This window comes from Roseateles sp. PN1, assembly GCF_038419725.1.
In the GTDB taxonomy this organism is placed as follows: domain Bacteria; phylum Pseudomonadota; class Gammaproteobacteria; order Burkholderiales; family Burkholderiaceae_C; genus Paucibacter_A.
Genome location: NZ_JBCARA010000017.1, coordinates 16172 through 34279, shown reverse-complemented (window position 1 = coordinate 34279; position 18108 = coordinate 16172). Strand labels below are relative to the sequence as shown.

General features: G+C 64.1%; 19 protein-coding genes. 12 read left to right on the top strand and 7 right to left on the bottom strand.

The genetic code is table 11. From position 1 onward, the window contains the following. The first annotated feature begins 2 nt into the window (after positions 1-2). From AABB87_RS21045 to AABB87_RS21005, 9 genes are all read left to right on the top strand, one after another. Complete coding sequence (locus AABB87_RS21045; protein WP_341973264.1) at positions 3-875, top strand: EI24 domain-containing protein; 873 nt, start codon at positions 3-5, stop codon at positions 873-875. Next, positions 872-1669, top strand: a complete 798-nt coding sequence (locus AABB87_RS21040; RefSeq protein ID WP_341973263.1) for a competence/damage-inducible protein A — start codon at positions 872-874, stop codon at positions 1667-1669. The genes AABB87_RS21045 and AABB87_RS21040 overlap by 4 nt, the downstream gene beginning before the upstream one ends. A 227-nt stretch (positions 1670-1896) precedes the next feature. Beyond that, positions 1897-3312: a type I glutamate--ammonia ligase gene (gene glnA / locus AABB87_RS21035; RefSeq protein WP_058718855.1), complete on the top strand. Its 1416-nt coding sequence runs from the start codon at positions 1897-1899 to the stop codon at positions 3310-3312. Between the two features lie 106 nt (positions 3313-3418). Further along, complete coding sequence (locus AABB87_RS21030) at positions 3419-3943, top strand: hypothetical protein (RefSeq protein WP_341973261.1); 525 nt, start codon at positions 3419-3421, stop codon at positions 3941-3943. A 28-nt stretch (positions 3944-3971) separates the two neighbouring features. Further along, positions 3972-5051 (top strand): nitrogen regulation protein NR(II), encoded by a 1080-nt coding sequence (gene glnL / locus AABB87_RS21025; protein WP_058718857.1) that lies wholly within the window; start codon positions 3972-3974, stop codon positions 5049-5051. 41 nt (positions 5052-5092) lie between these two features. Next, positions 5093-6613, top strand: a complete 1521-nt coding sequence (gene ntrC, locus AABB87_RS21020; RefSeq protein ID WP_341973260.1) for a nitrogen regulation protein NR(I) — start codon at positions 5093-5095, stop codon at positions 6611-6613. A 45-nt stretch (positions 6614-6658) separates the two neighbouring features. Beyond that, complete coding sequence (locus AABB87_RS21015; RefSeq protein ID WP_341973259.1) at positions 6659-6973, top strand: DUF2628 domain-containing protein; 315 nt, start codon at positions 6659-6661, stop codon at positions 6971-6973. Beyond that, complete coding sequence (locus tag AABB87_RS21010; protein ID WP_341973258.1) at positions 6970-8637, top strand: hypothetical protein; 1668 nt, start codon at positions 6970-6972, stop codon at positions 8635-8637. The genes AABB87_RS21015 and AABB87_RS21010 overlap by 4 nt, the downstream gene beginning before the upstream one ends. A gap of 73 nt (positions 8638-8710) precedes the next feature. Then, complete coding sequence (locus AABB87_RS21005; protein ID WP_058718861.1) at positions 8711-9997, top strand: solute carrier family 23 protein; 1287 nt, start codon at positions 8711-8713, stop codon at positions 9995-9997. Here AABB87_RS21005 and AABB87_RS21000 read toward each other — a convergent pair. Continuing rightward, a complete protein-coding gene (locus AABB87_RS21000; RefSeq protein WP_341973257.1) occupies positions 9964-10953 on the bottom strand; it encodes an MBL fold metallo-hydrolase in 990 nt (329 codons plus the stop codon). The two genes, AABB87_RS21005 and AABB87_RS21000, sit on opposite strands and share 34 nt — an antisense overlap. Positions 10954-11006: 53 nt before the next feature. On the opposite strand from AABB87_RS21000, the gene def reads away from it, so the two are divergent. Together def and AABB87_RS20990 are read left to right on the top strand one after the other, a co-directional pair. Continuing rightward, entirely contained in the window at positions 11007-11543 is a 537-nt protein-coding gene (gene def / locus AABB87_RS20995) for a peptide deformylase (RefSeq protein ID WP_341973256.1), read from the top strand. A gap of 87 nt (positions 11544-11630) precedes the next feature. Continuing rightward, on the top strand, positions 11631-13592 hold the full coding sequence (locus AABB87_RS20990) for a DUF6600 domain-containing protein (protein WP_341973255.1): 1962 nt from the start codon (positions 11631-11633) through the stop codon (positions 13590-13592). Between the two features lie 42 nt (positions 13593-13634). Here the strand turns inward: AABB87_RS20990 and AABB87_RS20985 are convergent, their stop codons facing one another. Further along, on the bottom strand, positions 13635-14381 hold the full coding sequence (locus AABB87_RS20985; protein ID WP_341973254.1) for an arylesterase: 747 nt from the start codon (positions 14379-14381) through the stop codon (positions 13635-13637). An 18-nt stretch (positions 14382-14399) separates the two neighbouring features. Between AABB87_RS20985 and AABB87_RS20980 the strand changes: the two genes are divergently transcribed. Then, entirely contained in the window at positions 14400-15083 is a 684-nt protein-coding gene (locus AABB87_RS20980; protein ID WP_295077797.1) for an ABC transporter ATP-binding protein, read from the top strand. A 14-nt stretch (positions 15084-15097) separates the two neighbouring features. Here the strand turns inward: AABB87_RS20980 and AABB87_RS20975 are convergent, their stop codons facing one another. From AABB87_RS20975 to msrB, 5 genes are all read right to left on the bottom strand, one after another. After that, complete coding sequence (locus AABB87_RS20975; protein ID WP_341973253.1) at positions 15098-15679, bottom strand: DUF2062 domain-containing protein; 582 nt, start codon at positions 15677-15679, stop codon at positions 15098-15100. A 118-nt stretch (positions 15680-15797) separates the two neighbouring features. Further along, positions 15798-16604 (bottom strand): peptidylprolyl isomerase, encoded by an 807-nt coding sequence (locus tag AABB87_RS20970; RefSeq protein WP_341973307.1) that lies wholly within the window; start codon positions 16602-16604, stop codon positions 15798-15800. An 89-nt stretch (positions 16605-16693) separates the two neighbouring features. Then, positions 16694-16981, bottom strand: a complete 288-nt coding sequence (locus tag AABB87_RS20965) for a BolA family protein (protein WP_341973252.1) — start codon at positions 16979-16981, stop codon at positions 16694-16696. Then, positions 16978-17655, bottom strand: coding sequence for a septation protein A (locus tag AABB87_RS20960; RefSeq protein ID WP_341973251.1), 678 nt, complete (start codon positions 17653-17655; stop codon positions 16978-16980). Before AABB87_RS20960 ends, AABB87_RS20965 begins: the two co-directional genes overlap by 4 nt. Continuing rightward, positions 17652-18092, bottom strand: coding sequence for a peptide-methionine (R)-S-oxide reductase MsrB (msrB, locus tag AABB87_RS20955; protein ID WP_341973250.1), 441 nt, complete (start codon positions 18090-18092; stop codon positions 17652-17654). Before msrB ends, AABB87_RS20960 begins: the two co-directional genes overlap by 4 nt. Between the last annotated feature and the right edge of the window lie 16 nt (positions 18093-18108).

Below are 18108 nucleotides of genomic sequence, written 5' to 3'. Positions count from 1 at the left end.
CCATGAGTCAGCTTGCCGACGCCTTTTGGCGTGCGGCGGCCTATTGCCTGCATCCGCGGGTGATTGCCCTTTCTTTGTTGCCGCTGCTGCTGTCGGCTGCGCTGGCCTTCGGGCTGGGCTACTTTTTCTGGGAAGACGCGGTGACCGGCATGCGCGGCACGCTGGAGTCCTGGCAGTTGATCAACTCCTTGCTGGGCTGGCTCGACAGTGTCGGTGCGAGTGCTCTGCGCAGCGTGATTGCGCCTTTGCTGGTCTTGGCCCTGGCCCTGCCTGTGATCGTGGTGCTGAGCCTGCTGCTGGTGGCGCTGATGATGACACCCACCTTGATCAAGCTGGTGGCCGAGCGGCGCTTCCCCATGCTGGAGAAAAAGCAGGGCGGCACCTTCTGGAAGTCGCTGGGCTGGTCCTTGATGCATTCGGTGCTGGCGCTGTTCGCCTTGCTGGTGAGCCTGCCTTTCTGGCTGATTCCGCCCTTGGCCCTGATCGTGCCGCCGCTGATCTTTGGCTGGCTCAGCTACAAGGTGTTTGCTTTTGACGCCCTGGCCGAGCATGCCTCGGCGCAGGAATGCCGTCAGCTGATGCGCGCCCACAAGGTGCCGATGATGACGCTGGGCCTGGTGACCGGCTTCCTGGGCGCCGCACCCGCCGCCATCTGGGCATTTGGCGTGATGGCGGTGGCGCTGGCGCCGCTGCTGGTGCTGGTGTCGATCTGGCTTTACACCCTGGTGTTTGCCTTCTCCACCCTGTGGTTCATCCACTATGCGCTCAATGCCTTGCAGGAGCTGCGCATGGCTCGTGGACAGGGCGGACAGGGCGGGCCGGTGATTGAGGCGGAGCAGCCGCCCGTGATTCAAGCGCAGGAGCAAACCCCATGAAAGTTGGCCTGATCATCATTGGTGACGAGATCTTGTCCGGCAAGCGCCAGGACAAGCATATGAGCAGCTTCATCCAACTGCTGGCCGCCCGCGGCATGCAGCTGGACTGGGCCAAGTATCTGGCCGATGACCCAGCGCAGATCACCGAGCATTTGCGCCAAGCCTTTGCCAGCGGCGACCTCGTCATCAGCTGCGGCGGCATCGGCGCCACGCCGGACGATCACACCCGCCAAGCGGCCGCCGCGGCCCTGGGGGCTGAGCTGGTCTTGCATCCCGAGGCCAAGGAACTGATCTGGCAGCGCATTACCCAAATGGCGCAAGAGCAGGGCCAGGCAAGCCCTGACCCCGAAGCTGGAGATACCTTGCGGCGCCTGCAGATGGGCGTGTTCCCGGCCGGCGCCGAGATCATTCCCAACCCCTTCAACAAGATTCCCGGCTTCTCGGTCGGCACGGTTTACTTCGTGCCTGGCTTCCCGGTGATGGCGCATCCGATGATGGCCTGGGTGCTGGATGAGCGCCATGCCGATCTGCACCGCACGGTGGGGCTGCAAGAGCGTTCGCTGATCGTGCAGGGCGCCATGGAAGCTTCGCTGACGCCGCTGATGGAGGCGGTGGAGGCGCAGTTCGCTGGCATCAAGGTTTTCAGCCTGCCCAGCGTCGATCATCCGCAATGGGGGCGTCATATCGAGCTGGGCGTGAAGGGTGCGCCCGAGCAGATGGAGGCCGCCTACGCCGCACTGAAAACAGGCGTGCTCGATTTTGGTGCCGTCATCAGCACTGAAATGGTGCGCTAGACCAATTCCATTGGCACCAAAACAGGGCTGTTGTGGGAGTTTGTTTTTGCCAAAGCGCTGGCAAGCCCTGGCAATCCCCGCATAATTCCGCTGGGCGCCGGGCCGTAAGGCCATGCACCGTGCTGGCACGCAAACTGCTTAATACACAGCACGGCGCATGTTGACCGACGTGCCTGTCGAACAATTTCTTTGAGTCCCACCCAAGATTTACCCGCTAGGAGCTATTGATGGCCAAGACCGTCGCCGACGTGATGAAGATGGTGAAGGAAAACGAAGTCAAGTTTGTTGACTTCCGCTTCACCGATACCCGTGGCAAGGAGCAGCATGTGTCTGTGCCCGTGTCGCATTTCGACGAAGACAAATTCGTCTCTGGCCACGCGTTTGACGGCTCATCGATTGCCGGTTGGAAGGGCATTGAAGCCTCCGACATGCTGTTGATGCCCGATCCCAACACGGCCAATATCGACCCCTTCTTCGAAGAGCCGACGCTGATCATGAGCTGCGACGTGGTCGAGCCCAGCGATGGCAAGGCTTACGAGCGTGACCCACGTTCGCTGGCCAAGCGCGCCGAAGCCTATCTGAAGGCCTCCGGCCTGGGCGACACCGCCTTCTTCGGTCCTGAGCCCGAATTCTTCGTGTTCGACTCGATCCGCTGGAACGTCGACATGTCCGGCTGCTTCGTCAAGATCGACTCCGAAGAAGCTGCTTGGAACACCGGCAAGGAATACGACCACGGCAACTCCGGTTATCGCCCGAGCGTCAAGGGTGGTTACTTCCCCGTGCCTCCGGTTGATTCGGGCCAAGACATGCGCTCGGAGATGAGCCTGATCCTGGAACAACTGGGCATCCCGGTTGAAGTGCATCACCACGAAGTGGCGAATGCCGGCCAGATGGAAATCGGCACCCGTTTCAGCTCGCTGGTTGAGCGCGCTGACTGGACACAGCTGCAAAAGTACGTGATCCAGAACGTGGCCCACGCCTATGGCAAGACTGCCACTTTCATGCCCAAGCCCATCGTTGGTGACAACGGTTCCGGCATGCACGTGCACCAGTCGGTCTGGAAGGACGGCAAGAACCTGTTCGCCGGCGACGGCTACGGTGGCCTGAGCGAGTTCGCCCTGTACTACATCGGCGGCATCATCAAGCACGCTCGTGCGCTGAACGCCATCACCAACCCCGGTACGAACTCGTACAAGCGTCTGGTGCCTGGCTACGAAGCCCCGGTCAAGCTGGCTTACTCGGCCCGCAACCGCTCGGCATCGATCCGTATCCCCTTCGTGGCCAACCCCAAGGGTCGCCGCATCGAGGCACGCTTCCCCGATCCACTGATGAACCCCTACCTGGGCTTCTCGGCCCTGCTGATGGCAGGTTTGGACGGCGTGGAAAACAAGATCCATCCGGGCGAAGCCGCCACCAAGGATCTGTACCACTTGCCGCCGGAAGAAGACGCGCTGGTGCCTACCGTCTGCCACAGCCTGGAACAAGCGCTGGAGTATCTGGACAAGGACCGTGCCTTCCTGACCAAGGGTGGCGTGTTCACCGACAGCTACATCGACGCCTACATCGAACTGAAGATGCAAGAAGTCACGCGCATGCGCATGACCACGCATCCGGTCGAGTTCGACATGTACTACACGCTGTAAACCGCGTGCGGCTCGCCTGAGCTGAACAAGGGGGCAACTTCGGTTGCCCTTTTTTGTGCCTGTCTTTGTCGCATTGCCGCTGAATAACTTGGTCCACAATCGCGCCATGCTGATTCGATCCGCTTTGCAGAATTGTCTGGCCACCGTCTTGGTGGTTGCTGCCGCCCATGCGCAGGCTCAGTCGGGTGCACCGGTTTACCGCTGCCCCGGCCCACCCGTGCTTTACACCGACGCGCTTTCGGCCAAGGAGGCGGCGGCGCAGGGCTGCCGCACCATCGAAGGCACGCCCATCACGGTGATGCAGACGAGCAAGCCCCGGCCCGCCGGCAGCGGCAGCGGCAGCGCTGCGGCACCAAGTGCCGCCAGTGCCGGCTCTGAAGCGCAGCGCGTTGAGCCCGGCCAGCAACGCAGCCGCGACGGTGAACGCCGCCGCGTGCTGGAGACCGAGTTGCGCGAGGCCGAAGAGCGCTTGGCTGCGGCCCAGCGTGAATTGGCCAGCAACTCCGAGCGGCGCGGTGACGAGCGCAATTACCAGCGCTACCTGGATCGCATGCTTGAGCTCAAGGCCAATGTCAGCCGGCAAGAGAGCGATGTTCAGGCCCTGAAACGAGAGATCAGCAAGCTGCCCTGAGTTTGACCTTTGGGCCGGCCACCTCCCCATGACCCACAGCCCTAATTTCGAAGCTTTTGACACCCTGGCCACCATGGTGGCGGTGGTGCAGCCCGACGGCGAATGCCTGTTCGCCAATGCCGCGTTTGAGAACGCCATGCGCTTATCGCGCCGCGCCGTGCAGCGCAGCCAGTTGTACGACTGGTTTGTCGACGCCAGCCGCCTGCGCGATGCCGTGCAGGGCTTGGCCCGCAACAGCTACTCCAGCAGCCGCTTTGACGCCGTGCTGCGCCGCGGCACGCGGCCCAGCGGCCCCGGCTTCACCGTGGAAGATCTGCCGGTGCACGTGATCGTGTCGCAAACCGAGTTTGACGATTTGATCCTGGTCGAGCTGATCGAGAACGCCCAACAAAACCGCCAAGAGCGCGAAGAGCGCAGCTTCGACCAGGTGCAAGCCACCAAGGAGCTGACCCGCAATCTGGCGCATGAAATCAAGAATCCGCTGGGCGGCATCCGCGGCGCGGCGCAGTTACTGGCCATGGACTTGCAGCCCGAGCTGCAGGAGTACACCCAAGTCATCATCCACGAGGTGGATCGCCTGCAGTCCCTGGTAGACCGCTTGCTGGCGCCGCACCGCCATGCGCAGGTGGTGGGTGATGTGAACATCCATGAGGTCTGCGAGCGGGTGCGCTCGCTGATCCTGGTCGAGTACCCGCGCGGGCTCAAGGTACAGCGCGATTACGACACCTCGCTGCCCGACTTCCGCGGGGACCGCGAGCAGCTGATTCAAGCGGTGCTCAATATCGTGCAGAACGCGGCGCAAGCCTTGCAAGCGCGCATTCAAGCGGGGGACGCCTGCATCTTTTTGCGGACCCGGGTGGCCCGTCAGGTCACCATCGGCAAGCAGCGTTGGCGCTTGGCATTGGAATTGCATGTGGAGGACAACGGCCCTGGCATACCGGCCGAGATTCGGGATCGCATCTTCTTCCCCCTGGTGTCGGGGCGCGAAGGCGGCTCCGGCCTCGGCCTCACGCTGGCGCAGACCATTGCCCAACAACACCAGGGCATGTTGGACTGCGAAAGCGAGGCGGGCCGGACCGATTTTCGAATGACATTGCCATTGCCTTGATCCAACCCGATCTGCTTTGATCCGCACAGGGAACACACCGCATGAAATCCATCTGGGTTGTTGACGACGACCACTCCATCCGCTTCGTGCTTGAGAAGGCGCTGAGCCGCGAGGGCCTGCCGGTGCGCACCTTCAGCAATGCCCGCGACTTGCTGGCCGCCCTGGAGCAAGACAGCCCGCAAGTGCTGGTGTCCGACATCCGCATGCCTGGCGGCTCGGGGCTCGACCTGCTGGCCAAGGTCAAGGCCAAGCTGCCGCTGTTGCCGGTCATCATCATGACCGCCTACTCCGATCTGGACAGCGCCGTGTCCGCTTTCCAGGGCGGCGCGTTTGAATACCTGCCCAAGCCCTTTGACCTGCCGCGAGCGGTGGAGCTGATCCGCCGCGCGCAAGAAGAAAGCCAGCGCGAAGCCGTGGCCGAAGAGGCCGCCGCCCAGTTGCCCGAAATGCTGGGCCAGGCGCCGGCGATGCAGGACGTGTTCCGCGCCATCGGCCGCCTCAGCCAGAGCAATGTCACGGTGATGATCACCGGCGAGTCCGGCTCCGGCAAAGAGTTGGTGGCGCGTGCCCTGCATAAGCACAGCCCGCGCGCGGATGGTCCTTTCGTGGCCATCAATACCGCGGCGATTCCGAAGGATTTGCTGGAGTCCGAGCTGTTCGGTCATGAGCGCGGTGCCTTCACCGGCGCGCAGGCCAGCCGGCGCGGCCGCTTTGAGCAGGCTGATGGCGGCACCTTGTTCCTGGATGAAATCGGCGATATGCCGCTGGACCTGCAAACCCGCTTGCTGCGCGTTTTGTCGGACGGCCAGTTCTACCGCGTCGGCGGCCACAGCCCCATGCGCGCCAATGTGCGTGTCATCGCTGCCACCCACCAGAACCTGGAAGAGCGGGTGCGCCAAGGCGTGTTCCGTGAAGACTTGTTCCACCGCCTCAACGTCATCCGCCTGCGCCTGCCGGCCCTGCGAGAGCGCAGCGAAGACGTGCCCGTGCTGGCGCGCTTCTTCCTGCAGCGCAGCGCCACCGAGCTGGGCGTCGAGCCCAAGCGCCTGAGTGAAGCCGCGCTGGCGCGCCTGAGCGAGTTCAGCTACCCCGGCAATGTGCGCCAGCTGGAAAACATCTGCCATTGGCTGAGCGTGATGGCGCCCAGCCAGATGATTGAAGCCAAGGACTTGCCGCCCGAGTTGCTGGCCGGCGAGGGCCTGCAGCCGCGCGCCGCCGGTTCGATTGGCCCTAACGCCGAGTCTGAAGGCCTGGCTGCGGCTGGCACAGGCGCGGCTGCCTTGGCCGGTGCAGGCCCCGGCTTGGTGCCTGGCGCCAATCTCCTGCCCAGCTTCGGTGCCGGGCCCGATGCCTGGGTGGCCGAAATGGCGCGCGAGGCCCGCCGCCTGCTTAGTGCCGGTGAGCCGGACGTTTGGGACTTGCTGACGCGCCGCTTCGAGGCTAGCCTCATCCTCACGGCGCTTGATGTGACGCGCGGCCGCCGCATCGAGGCCGCACAAAAGCTGGGCATTGGCCGCAACACCATCACCCGCAAGATTCAAGAGCTGGACCTGGACGTGTAAGCGCCCGCGCGGCAGTGCCGCGCCATTGAGGCAGGGGAGGGCGGATTGAGCAAGTTGAGTCTGTACCGACATCCCAGCGGCCGCACCGCGCTGCATGAGAGCGGCTATTCCTGGGTGGCCGCCTTCATGCTGCCGTTGTGGCTGCTGCTTCATGGCTTCAAGGCCTGGGCTGTGCTGCTCGCCGTCTTGCTGCCCACGGCGACGGTGCTGTTTGCCCAGTCGATCTGGCCCGTCGAGGTGGCGGGTCTACTCTGGTTGTTGCAAGCGCTGTTGATCGGCGCGCTGACCAGCCGCTGCTATCGCTGGTATCTGAACCGCCATGACTGGGTCAAGGTGGCGCAGGAGGAGGCTGGGCCATGATTTTTTCGGCCTGCTCACCCTTGCCTGCTGGTGAGCAGGTGTTGGACACGCCGGTGATGGAGCTGGCGATTGGCGGCCTGTTCTTCGCACTGCTCACTGCGGTGTTGATGGCGCCGTTGATGCGCCGCCGCTACCGCCAGAAAGTCAGCCGCCTGATGGGGCTGAATCAGCTTGGCGTGGCAGGGGCCGATGCGCCCGCTGAACCTAACTGTGTGCCCGAGCCCGAGCCTGAAATGGCGCCCGAATCACGCCTCGGAACTTCAGATGCCGCAGGCCTGGCGGCCCTGGCCAGGCAGCGCGAGCGCCGCATTCAACGGGCCTCGCTGGCCGCCTGGGCCGCTTGGGTGGCTTTGCCTGGGCTTTTTCTCTTGCTTGGGCACGCCGGGTCGCCACTGGCGGATGCGCTGGGCTTCAGTGCCGTCGCCGCCTTGGTGGGCCTGGGCGCAGTGCAAAACAATTGGCCTGCCGGCCGGCGCTGGCGGCTGCCGGGCTTGGGGTTGAGCAGCTGTGCTTTGGCGGCCTTGGTGTGCTGGTCGGCATGGCCCGCCAATGCGGCCGAGGCGAAAGAGACTTCCGCCGGTGAGGCGCTGTTCTTGGGTTTGCTCGTCGGGGCGACATATTTTGTGAGCCTGCATCGCAGCCTGCGGGGCCAGGTCTTGCCGCTCTTCATCATTGTGCTCAGCGGCCTGTGCGTCGCGGGCGCAGCGCTCGTTCTGCTGCAGTCGCAGCTGGGCTCATGCTGGGCCGATTTGGCCAGCCCGAAGGCGGGCACTGGGCTGCAGTTGCTTGGGGCCTTGTCGAACAGCCTGTTGATGTTGCTGGGGACCTGGGCGGGCTTTGCCGCTTTGGCCTTGGTGGTGCGTGTGCTGGAGCGGGGATGGCTCAGCGAGGTCTCGCTGATCAGCCTCTACACCCTGGTGGTCTGGGCGGCGATCCTGAGCGCCGCCTATGCCACCGAATTCAGCCCCAGCCCAGGCAGTGGCGCCGCCTTGCTGCTGGTTTGGCTGGGCGGCACCGTCGCCAGCTATGCCCTGGCCTTAGGCCGAGAGCTCGACGCCGGCCACGGGCCGCAGCTTTTGATGCTGCGGGTGTTTTCTGCAGACAGCCGCCGACATGATTTGCTGGACTTGTTGCAGGGGCGCTGGCGTTTTGTGGGGGCCGTGCATCAAATTGGCGGGCCGGACATGGTGGCCATGAATGTCGACCCCTACGAGCTGATGAAGTTCCTGGCCAACCGCTTGCATGAGCTGTTTCTGCCCACCGGCATCAGCCGTGCGGATCTGCAGGCCCGCTTGCTCACCCAGCCCGACAAAGAGGGCCGTTATCGCATCAACGAAGTGTTCTGCTTCAACACCGCCTGGCAGGCCACCGTGGTGCAACTGATGCAGCTCAGCCCGGCCATCGTGCTGGATCTGCGCGGGATGACAAAGCACCGCGCCGGCACCGGCTTTGAGATCAAACAGCTGGCCCAGCTGGGCCTGCTGCACCGCGTGGTGGCGGTGGGCGGCCGGGACACCGATTGGTTGCATATTGACCTTTTGTTGCGTGAAGCAGGCCAGCAGCCCAGCGCTCTGCAGCGACTGAGCGAAGACGAGGGCAGCTTGGCGGCGGACTTGTTCGCGCGCCTGCTATTGGTGGCTGCGGACGCAGGCGGCCGCGAATAGCGCTTTCAGTCTGACGAGTTGAAGGGCTCGCACTTCACTACACTGCCAGCCATCTAAATCAAGGAATCACCCGATGAGCTACTTCCCGAAATGGCGTGAGGTCGCGCCCAGCGACGCGCGTGCCGTGGCCCCCGATGAGCGTCTGCCCTGGGGCCAGACCCTGGCCATGGGCGTGCAGCATGTGATCGCCATGTTTGGCGCCACCGTGCTGGCGCCGCTGCTGATGGGCTTCGATCCCAATGTGGCGGTGCTGATGAGCGGCATCGGCACGCTGATTTTCTTTGTGCTGGTGGGCGGCCGGGTGCCAAGCTATCTGGGATCAAGCTTTGCCTTCATCGGCGTGGTGATAGCCGCCAGCGGTTACGGCGGCAGCGGGCCTAACGCCAATATCGCTGTGGCACTGGGCGGCATCATTGCTTGCGGGGCGCTGTACTTTTTGGTCGGCGCTTTGGTGAGTTGGCTGGGCACCAGCTGGATCGACCGGCTGATGCCGCCTGTGGTGACGGGCGCGGTGGTGGCCGTGATCGGTCTGAACCTGGCCGCCATCCCCATCAAGAATATGGCGCCCACCGGCTTCGATGCCTGGATGCAAGGTGCGACCTTCGTTAGCGTGGCCCTGGTGGCGGTGTATAGCCGCGGCATGGCGCAGCGCTTGCTGATTTTGCTGGGCCTGCTTCTGGCCAGTGTGATTTACGCGGTCTTGACCAATGGCATGGGCCTGGGCAAGCCGATTGATTTCAGCGCGGTGGCCCAAGCCGCTTGGCTGGGCGTGCCGCACTTTGCCGCGCCGGTGTTCGATCCCAAAGCCATACTCTTGATCGCGCCGGTGGTGGTGATTCTGGTGGCCGAGAACCTGGGCCATATCAAGGCTGTGAGTGCCATGACCGGCCAAAACCTTGACCGCTATATGGGCCGCGCCTTCATGGGCGACGGCCTGGCGACCATGGTCAGCGGTGCGGCCGGCGGCACGGGCGTGACCACTTATGCTGAGAACATCGGCGTGATGGCCGCCACCCGCATCTACTCCACGGTGATCTTTGTCGTGGCGGCTTTGCTGGGCATTTTGATGGGCTTCTCGCCCAAGTTCGGCGCGCTGATCCAGGCCATTCCGCTGGCGGTGATGGGCGGCGTGAGCATTGTGGTGTTCGGCCTGATCACGGTGGCTGGCGCCAAGATCTGGGTCGACAACGGCGTTGATTTTGCCGAGCCTCGCAACCTGATGGTGGTGGCCATCACCCTGGTGCTGGGCACCGGCGACTACACGCTCAAATTCGGCGGCATGACGCTGGGCGGCATCGGCACCGCCACCTTTGGCGCGATTCTGCTTTACGCCTTGCTGTCCTTGCGCAAGCCGGCTTGAGCACTTTTGTCGAGCCACACGCCCAGGCCCTGGGCGTTGAGCTCGATGTCCATTTGCAGTAGCTCCAACTGTTGTGCCACCGACAGCCCACTGCCGTGCGCGGCCAAGTGGTGCAGATAGATCTCGGCCAAGCCGGCTTTGAGCTTTTCATGCCGATCGGCTGAGGGCGGGGTGGCAAGGGCCAGGTCTTCCATCTCATCGATTTGGCGCAAGAGCAGGGCGCTCAGCCGCGCCAGATCACCGTTCTGGCCGATGCGGCTGTAGTGGGTCAGGCAGATCTGCCGAGGCGCGTAGCTCAGCATGCGCAAAATCGATTGGCGCAGAGGCTCGGGCTCAAACTGCACCGGGGTGCTGCTGGGCATGATCCAGGCGCCGTTCAGTTCACAGTCGAATTCGCGGTAGCTCAGCCCAAAAGTGTCGCCGCTGAACCAGCTGTGGCTGCGCGCGTCCCACAGGCAATGGTGGTGGCGAGCGTGGCCGGGTGTGTCGATCAGCAGCAGCGGGCGGCCGCCTAGGTCGATGCGCATCTCGTCGCTGCTGGCCAGGGTGCGGGCCTCTTCCACCGGCAGCAGCTGGCCGTAGGAGCGCTGCATTTCTTCCTCGCCGTACACCGCCAGTGCGCCCTCCCACAGCGCGCGCGGGTCTATCAGGTGGCGCTGCCCGCGCGGGTGAACCAGCAGCCGCGCCTGGGGGCAGGCTTGCATCAGCAGACCCGCGCCACCGGCGTGGTCCAGATGCACATGGGTGGGAATGACCCAGTCCACCGCGTCGACGCCCAGGCCCAGGGCCGTGAGTGCCGCCAGCAGGCGTGGCACGGCATGATTGGTGCCGGTGTCGATGAAGGCGGCGCGGCCGTTCTCCACCATCAAGTAAGCCGCGTCGAAACGCGGGCGCTGAAAGCCGGTGTCGATGGCGTAAATGCCCTGGCCCAAATCTTCTACAAAGTCCGGTGTCATGCCGTCTGCCTCCTAGAATCGTTCGAACAACGATAACCCAAGGATGAGCGCTTATGGCCGTGCATGAGATTTTGAAAATGGGCGACCCGCGCTTGCTGCGGGTGGCCCAACCCGTGACCGAGTTCGGCACGCCGGCCCTGCTGAGCCTGATCGAGGACATGTTCGACACCATGCGGGCCGCCAATGGCGCCGGCCTGGCGGCGCCGCAGATCGGCATTGATCTGCAACTGGTGATCTTTGGCTACCAAAGCAATGTGCGCTACCCGGATGCGCCGCCGGTGCCGCCCACGGTGCTGATCAACCCGGTCATCACGCCCTTGTCCGAGGACTTGGAAGAGGGCTGGGAAGGTTGCTTGTCGGTGCCGGGCCTGCGCGGTGTGGTGCCGCGCTTTGCCCGCCTGCACTACCGCGGCTTTGATGCGCTTGGCCAGGCCTTTGAGCGCGAGGCCGATGGCTTCCATGCCCGCGTGGTGCAGCATGAGTGCGACCATCTGCAAGGCATGCTTTACCCGATGCGCATCAAGGACTTCAGCCGCTTTGGCTACACCTCGGTGCTCTTTCCCGAGTTGGACCCAAATGCCGATGATTGATGAACGAGAAGAGAAGTGAAAAGCTTTGTAACTCGCGTCGTCTTTTAGCGGGGCTGGCGCGTTGAGCCTGCACTACAGGAGCAACGCATGACTGCCGCCGCTAAATTTTCAGTTTGGGTCAAACGGCGTTTGGGCGCCGGCTTGTGTGTGCTGTTGGCATTCACCGGTCTTGCCGGTTTCGCCGGGTCGGCTCAGTCAGCCTCGGCCGACCCGCCCACCCGCGCCGGCCGCGTGGCCGAGGTCATTGGTGAGGCCTGGATTTTCGATGCCGAGGCCCGAACCTGGGCGCGCGTCACCCGCAATCAAACCATTGCCGAAGGCGACCGCCTGCGCACCGATGAGCGTGCGCGGCTGAGCCTGCGCGTGGGCTCCAGCAGCTTGTGGCTGGATGAGCGCAGCGATCTCGAAATCACCCATTTGGATGAAGGTCGTGTGCTCTTGCTGCTGGCCAAGGGCGATCTGGGCCTGCGGCTGCGCTCGCAAGAGGCGGTGAGCGAATACAAGGTGCAGACCCGTGAGGGCCTGTTCTTCGCCGAACGTGAGGGCCTGTATCGCTTGGCACAGATGGACCGCGGCAGCCGTGCTGACGCCATGCAGGGCCGCTTGCGCTTTGAGTCCGAGCGCGGTGGCAATGTGCCGCCGGTGTGGCTGGACAGTGGCGAGCAGATCGAGGTCTGGTGGGCCAATGGCCCCAGGGTCGAGCGCCAGCGCTTGCAGGCCGATAGCTTCAGCGACTGGCTGTTGGCCCAGGGCCGCGCCGAAGGCGATGCCGTTGCCGCCATCAGCCAGCGCTATGTCTCGCCCGAGATGACCGGCGTGGAAGACCTGGATCGCCACGGCCGCTGGGAACAAGCGCCTGATTACGGCAATGTCTGGATTCCTTCCGCCGTCGCCATGGACTGGGCGCCTTATCGCCATGGCCGCTGGGTCTGGACCCGCCATTGGGGTTGGAGCTGGGTGGATGACGCGCCGTGGGGCTTCGCGCCTTTCCACTACGGCCGTTGGGTTTACTGGGGCAATCGCTGGTGCTGGTCGCCCGGCCGTTACGTGGTGCGTCCGGTGTACGCGCCGGCCCTGGTGGCCTGGGTGGGCGGGCCGGTGGTGAGCGTGGGCGTGACGATTGGTGGTGGCCGTCCGCCACCACCGCGCTATGGCTGGTACCCGCTGGCGCCCCGCGAGGTTTATGTGCCTTCTTATCGACACGGCCCGGCCTATGGCGAACGCCTGAACCATGAGCGAGATCCAGTCACGGTGCAGCGTCCGCGCAGCAACCGCGATGTGGTCGGCGCCATCAGCTATTTGCCCAGCCAGGGCGGCGCAGTGCGGCCCATGCCTGTGAGTGAGGCGATCCCGGTGCGGCCTTTGCCGGTGGCGCCTGGGCGCCAGGATCTGCCGGTGGTGCAGCCCCAGCGCCCTGTGGCCCCAGTGACGCAACAGCCCGGTGAGAACCTGCCTTGGCGCAGCGACAACGTGGGTCGCCGCGAGCGTGAGCGAGAACTTGCGCGTGATCGCGAGCCAGGCCTTGCCCTTCCGAACCGCGGCAGCAATACGGCGCCAGCTAACGCGGCCGTAGTGCCGGTGAATCCGCCTGCGGTGTCTGCGGGGGAACTACCTTGGCGCGGCAGCCGTGATCAGGCGCGGGAGCCGATGCGTGAATCTGCGCGTGAGCCTTCACGTGAGCCAGTTCGAGAGCACAGCCCGGAGCCCGGCTTCAATCGGCCCGGCTGGGGTGCGCAGCAGTCGCCGGCTCAGTTGCCGCAACGCGCCCCGGAGCGCAGCCAGGAACGCGCGCCTGAGCGGGTGCAGGAGCGTATGCCGGACCGTGGCCCGGAGCGTCTGCCGGAGCGGACACCTGAGCGCACGCGCGAATGGGCGCCGGAGCGGCAAATCGAGCGCCAACCCGAGCGAACTCGCGCCGCTGAGCTGCCGCAGCGCCCGCAAATGGCGCCGCAAGCCCCGGCCCCTGCCCGAGTTGAGAACAGCGGTGTCCCGCGCCGGGCCGAGCGTGGCGAGGGTGAACCGCGCCGTGGTGAGGCTGACAAGCGCTGATCGCTCAGCGCAGAAAACCAGGTTGAGGCTCTCCGCTCAAGCTCAACGCAGCAGCAGCGGCCTGAGCTTGGCCCACACCTTGTCCAGCATGACGGGGTGGGCCTTGGCCAAGGGGTGGATGCGGTCGGGCTGAAACCATTCCATCGCATCCGGCCGGTCGGCAACGCCTTCGAGCAAGAAGGGCAGCAGGGCGGTGCGCTGCTCTTTGGCGACCTCGACATACATCGCCGCGAAATCGCGCCCGTAGCTGGCGCCGTAATTGGGCGGCACCTGCATGCCCAGCAGCAAGACCTTGGCCTTGGCATGCGTGGCCGCACGAACCATGGCCGACAGGTTTTCGCTGCTGCTCATCAGCGGCAAGCCGCGCAAGGCGTCATTGCCGCCCAGCTCGATGATGACGATGGCGGGCTTGTGTTCCTCCAGCAGGGCCGGCAGGCGCGCCCGGCCGCCGGAGGTGGTGTCGCCGCTGATGCTGGCGTTTTGTACCTCGAAGGGCAGCTTTTGCGCCTTGATGCGCTGTGCCAGCAGGGCCACCCAGCCCTCGCCGCGAGCCAGGCCGTATTCGGCCGAGAGGCTGTCGCCCAGCACCAAAATCTTCGGCAGGGCTTTGGCTGCGGGGCTGGCAGCGGGGCCAGCTGCCGGTGCGGCTGATGTCGCCTGCGCAAGACCTGGCACCAGCAAAGCTGCGCCCCACAGGCTACAGTGCAGGGCAGCCAAGCTCAAGGCCCGTCGGCTCAAAGCCCGACGTGGCATTGCTGAGTTCTTGTTGCTGCTATCGCTACTACTCATTTTTCTAGGTCACCTTCCATGTCCGAAACCGCATCGATCGCCGTGCTTGAAGTGAAAGATGTCTGCAAGCGCGTGCAAGACGCCTCTGGCGAGTTGACCATTCTGCGCGACATTTCATTTCAGCTGCAGGCCCGCGAATCGGTGGCCATCGTCGGCGCCTCGGGTTCGGGTAAGAGCACCTTGCTGGCGATCCTGGCGGGGCTGGACACACCCAGCAGCGGCAGCGTGCATTTGCGCGGCCATGATTTGTTCGCGCTCAATGAAGATCAGCGCGCGGCGGTGCGCGGGGCGGAGTTGGGCTTTGTGTTCCAGAGCTTTCAGCTGCTGCCCAATCTGAACGCGCTGGAGAACGTCATGCTGCCGCTGGAGTTGCGCGGCGAGCGTGAGGCGCGTGCGCTGGCCACGCAGATGCTGGGCCGGGTGGGTTTGGGTGAGCGCCTGGGGCACTATCCGCGCGTGCTCTCGGGCGGCGAGCAGCAGCGCGTGGCGCTGGCGCGCGCCTTTGTGATGCGGCCGGCCCTGTTGCTGGCCGATGAGCCCACCGGCAGCCTGGACTTCGCCACCGGCGCGGCCGTGATGGACTTGATGTTCGAGCTCAACCGTGAAGCCGGCACGACCCTGGTGCTGGTCACGCACGATACGCAGATCGCCCAGGCTTGCGACCGCCAACTGCGTATCGAGGCCGGGCGATTGAAGCTCTGAATTTGCTGGCTTGATCAGCCGCGCGCGTTGGCCCCCACCTTGGCCTTGGCGCGGCTGCGCAGCCGGCGCCAGCGTTCACCGCGAATCACCGCCCACCAGGCGATGTACACCAGCAGATATAGCAAGCTGCCCAGCAGCAGCCCGGCCAGTGGCAGGCCGATCAGCAGCGGCGTGCCCAGGGCCTGAATCCACAACCAGGCCGAGGCCAGCCAAGTGCCGGGCTGCGTCCACTCCAGGGCCAGCATCTCGGGCGTGGCGATGGGGCCGGTGTGGCCTGACACCAAGCGGCCCAGAAAAATCGCCAGACTCCAGATCGGCACCAGGGTGAAGGGGTTGGTGAGCCATGTGGCCACCACAGCGGCGGCCACATTGCCACGGCAAATCACGGCCGCGGCCGCGGCCACGGCCATCTGGGTGGGCAGGGGAATCACGCCCACCGCCAGGCCAAGACCAGCGCCCAAGGCAACGCGGCGGCGGTGTGCCACCCACAGCCAGGGGCGCGGCCCGAGGTAATGGCCCAGCCAGCGAAGACCCGGCGTTTTGGCCAAGACGTCGGGGTGGGGCAGGATGCGACGAGCGAATCGGGTGGCAGGCAAGTGTGAAAACCCAGGGAGCAGATACGAACAACCCGCGCGGCCCTTCGGCGGCGCGGGTTGAATTCTGAGGCCGGCAGGACTAAGCCCGTGCGAGCCTTAGATCAAGCGTTAGCTCAGCTTAACGCGAGAACTTGTAGTCGGTCTTGGTCTTGTCGCGCAGCTCTTGCTGGAAAGCGGCAACTTTTTGCTGTTGCAGGCGCTGAACGATCTGAGCCTTGACGTCGTCGAAGGCGGGGAACTGCGCTTCACGCAGGTCTTCCAGCTTGATGATGTGATAGCCGAACTGCGACTTCACCGGCTCTTGGGTCATCTCACCCTTCTTCAGGGCCGACAGGGCCTTGGTGAACTCAGCCACATAGCTATTGCCATTGGCCCAATCCAGGTCGCCGCCGTTGACTGCGGAGCCGGGATCCTTGGAGTTAGCCTTGGCCAGATCTTCAAACTTGGCGCCGCCGTTGATCTGCTTGATCAGGGCGATGGCTTCGTCTTCCTTTTCCACCAGGATGTGGCGGGCACGGAATTCCTGGCCGCTGTTCTGGGCCTTGAACTTGTCGTACTCGGCCTTGGCGTCGGCGTCGGAGACCGGGTTCTTCTTGGCGAAGTCAGCGAACAGTTCGCGGATCATGATGCTTTGCTTGGCCATTTCCAGCTGCGCCTGGTAGTCGGCGGAGGCGGGAATGCCGCGCTTGGCAGCTTCTTGCATGAAGATTTCACGCAGCACGACTTCGTCCTTGACCTGAGCTTCGAGCTCGGGCGTGCGTTGCTGCTGGCCGCTCTTGGTGACTTGGCTGATCAGGGCTTCAGCACGGGCCTTAGGCACCGGCTTGCCGTTGACGATGGCGAGATTTTGCGCGCTGGCCGACAGTGGCAGCAGCGCAGCAGACATCATGGCCACAACGGAGGCGGCGAGCACAAACTTCTTCATCATGGGCAATTGGCTTTGGGTGAAAAAACTGCGCCGGTTGGCGCAGAAGTAAAGTTCAGCAGTGTACTGAGGGCAAATGACAAACCGACTCAGGGTTTATTGGGTTCATCCGGCGTGCGGGCGTCAATCACCAGCGCGTGAATGCCTTTTTGCATCAGTTCACCCAGGGAATGATATACGAGCCGATGGCGCGCCACCCGGTTAAGACCTGTAAAGCGGGCGCTCACCACGGTCACGCTGTAGTGGCCCCCTTCGCGGGCGCCGGCGTGTCCGGCGTGGTGGTGGCTATCGTCTTGCACGCTCAGGCTCAGCGGGCTCAAGGCCTGCTGCAGACGGGCTTCGATGTCGGTGACAGCGGCTTTGGGTGTTGGGCTCATGGTTTGGATTCCGGCTGGCCGGCGTGTTTGTTGCTGGCATCCTCCTTGCCCTCGTCGGCGGATTCAGGCAGGTGGCGGGCCAGATAAAGCCCTTGGCCCAGGGTGAACAGCAAAATCATGCCGGTCACGCCAAACACCTTGAAGTCAGCCCATGCCGAGGTGGAGAAGTGATAAGCCACGTAGAGATTAAGAATACCCAGGCCCGAGAAAAACAGTACCCAGGCGCGGTTGAGGTTTTTCCACACGCCGGCCGGCAGCTCCAGCTCAGCGCCCAGCATGGACTTCAGCAGGTTCTTGCCGAGCAGGGCGTTCGACACCCAGAACACCAGGGCCATCACCCAGTACAGGCCGGTGGGCTTCCACTTGATGAAGGTTTCGTTATGGAACCAGATGGTGGCGCCGCCCAGTGTGACCACCAGGGCCAAGCTGACCCACAGCATGGTGTCGATCTTTTTGCCGCGTAGCTTGGTGATCAGGGCTTGCGTCAGGGTGGCCGCCATCACCACCAGGGTGGCCAGCAGCACCGGGCCTTCTTCCAGCCCGACCTTGCCGCCCGAGACCATGAAGCCTAAATGCTCGGTGGCAAAAGCGGCGGCCCAGTCTTTATGTGAGTCTGCGTACTTGAAGGTGACGAAGAACAGAATCAGCGGCAGAAAGTCGAGCAGAAGCTTCATGGGGTCGCCGAAGTAGGCGCGTGTGGGGGCGAAGGCGTGAAGTCTAGCGCGGCAGAGTTAATGCAAAAGCGCTCCCCGGTCGGCAGCGGGCCGTCGGGGAAAACATGGCCCAGGTGCGAGCCGCAGTTATTGCAACGCACCTCGATGCGCACCATGCCATGCGCATGGTCAACCACCCGTTCGATCAGTTCGGCATTGACGGGCGCGAAATAGCTGGGCCAGCCGCAGCCGGCGTCGAACTTGGTTTCGGCTGCGAATAAGGGTGTGCCGCAGCCGACGCAGTTGTAGTGCCCGGCTGCGAAATGATCCCAATACTTGCCGGTGAAGGCGCGCTCGGTGGCCGCATGGCGGGCGACCTCGTATTGCATCTCGTCCAACTCGGCGCGCCACTGGGCGTCGGTTTTCTGCACGGGGTAGGTCTTGTCGTCTTGCTTCATGTCTGCGCTTCCTGTC

Coding starts and splice junctions, on each gene's coding strand:
- AABB87_RS21000 (WP_341973257.1), bottom strand. CDS start 10,953: ATGACACCGGACTTTGTAGAAGATTTGGGCCAGGGCATTTACGCCATC.
- AABB87_RS20960 (WP_341973251.1), bottom strand. CDS start 17,655: ATGAAGCTTCTGCTCGACTTTCTGCCGCTGATTCTGTTCTTCGTCACC.
- def (WP_341973256.1), top strand. CDS start 11,007: ATGGCCGTGCATGAGATTTTGAAAATGGGCGACCCGCGCTTGCTGCGG.
- AABB87_RS21045 (WP_341973264.1), top strand. CDS start 3: ATGAGTCAGCTTGCCGACGCCTTTTGGCGTGCGGCGGCCTATTGCCTG.
- msrB (WP_341973250.1), bottom strand. CDS start 18,092: ATGAAGCAAGACGACAAGACCTACCCCGTGCAGAAAACCGACGCCCAG.
- AABB87_RS20970 (WP_341973307.1), bottom strand. CDS start 16,604: ATGAAGAAGTTTGTGCTCGCCGCCTCCGTTGTGGCCATGATGTCTGCT.
- glnA (WP_058718855.1), top strand. CDS start 1,897: ATGGCCAAGACCGTCGCCGACGTGATGAAGATGGTGAAGGAAAACGAA.
- AABB87_RS20965 (WP_341973252.1), bottom strand. CDS start 16,981: ATGAGCCCAACACCCAAAGCCGCTGTCACCGACATCGAAGCCCGTCTG.
- AABB87_RS20980 (WP_295077797.1), top strand. CDS start 14,400: ATGTCCGAAACCGCATCGATCGCCGTGCTTGAAGTGAAAGATGTCTGC.
- AABB87_RS20985 (WP_341973254.1), bottom strand. CDS start 14,381: ATGAGTAGTAGCGATAGCAGCAACAAGAACTCAGCAATGCCACGTCGG.
- AABB87_RS21030 (WP_341973261.1), top strand. CDS start 3,419: ATGCTGATTCGATCCGCTTTGCAGAATTGTCTGGCCACCGTCTTGGTG.
- glnL (WP_058718857.1), top strand. CDS start 3,972: ATGACCCACAGCCCTAATTTCGAAGCTTTTGACACCCTGGCCACCATG.
- AABB87_RS21040 (WP_341973263.1), top strand. CDS start 872: ATGAAAGTTGGCCTGATCATCATTGGTGACGAGATCTTGTCCGGCAAG.
- AABB87_RS21010 (WP_341973258.1), top strand. CDS start 6,970: ATGATTTTTTCGGCCTGCTCACCCTTGCCTGCTGGTGAGCAGGTGTTG.
- AABB87_RS21005 (WP_058718861.1), top strand. CDS start 8,711: ATGAGCTACTTCCCGAAATGGCGTGAGGTCGCGCCCAGCGACGCGCGT.
- ntrC (WP_341973260.1), top strand. CDS start 5,093: ATGAAATCCATCTGGGTTGTTGACGACGACCACTCCATCCGCTTCGTG.
- AABB87_RS20990 (WP_341973255.1), top strand. CDS start 11,631: ATGACTGCCGCCGCTAAATTTTCAGTTTGGGTCAAACGGCGTTTGGGC.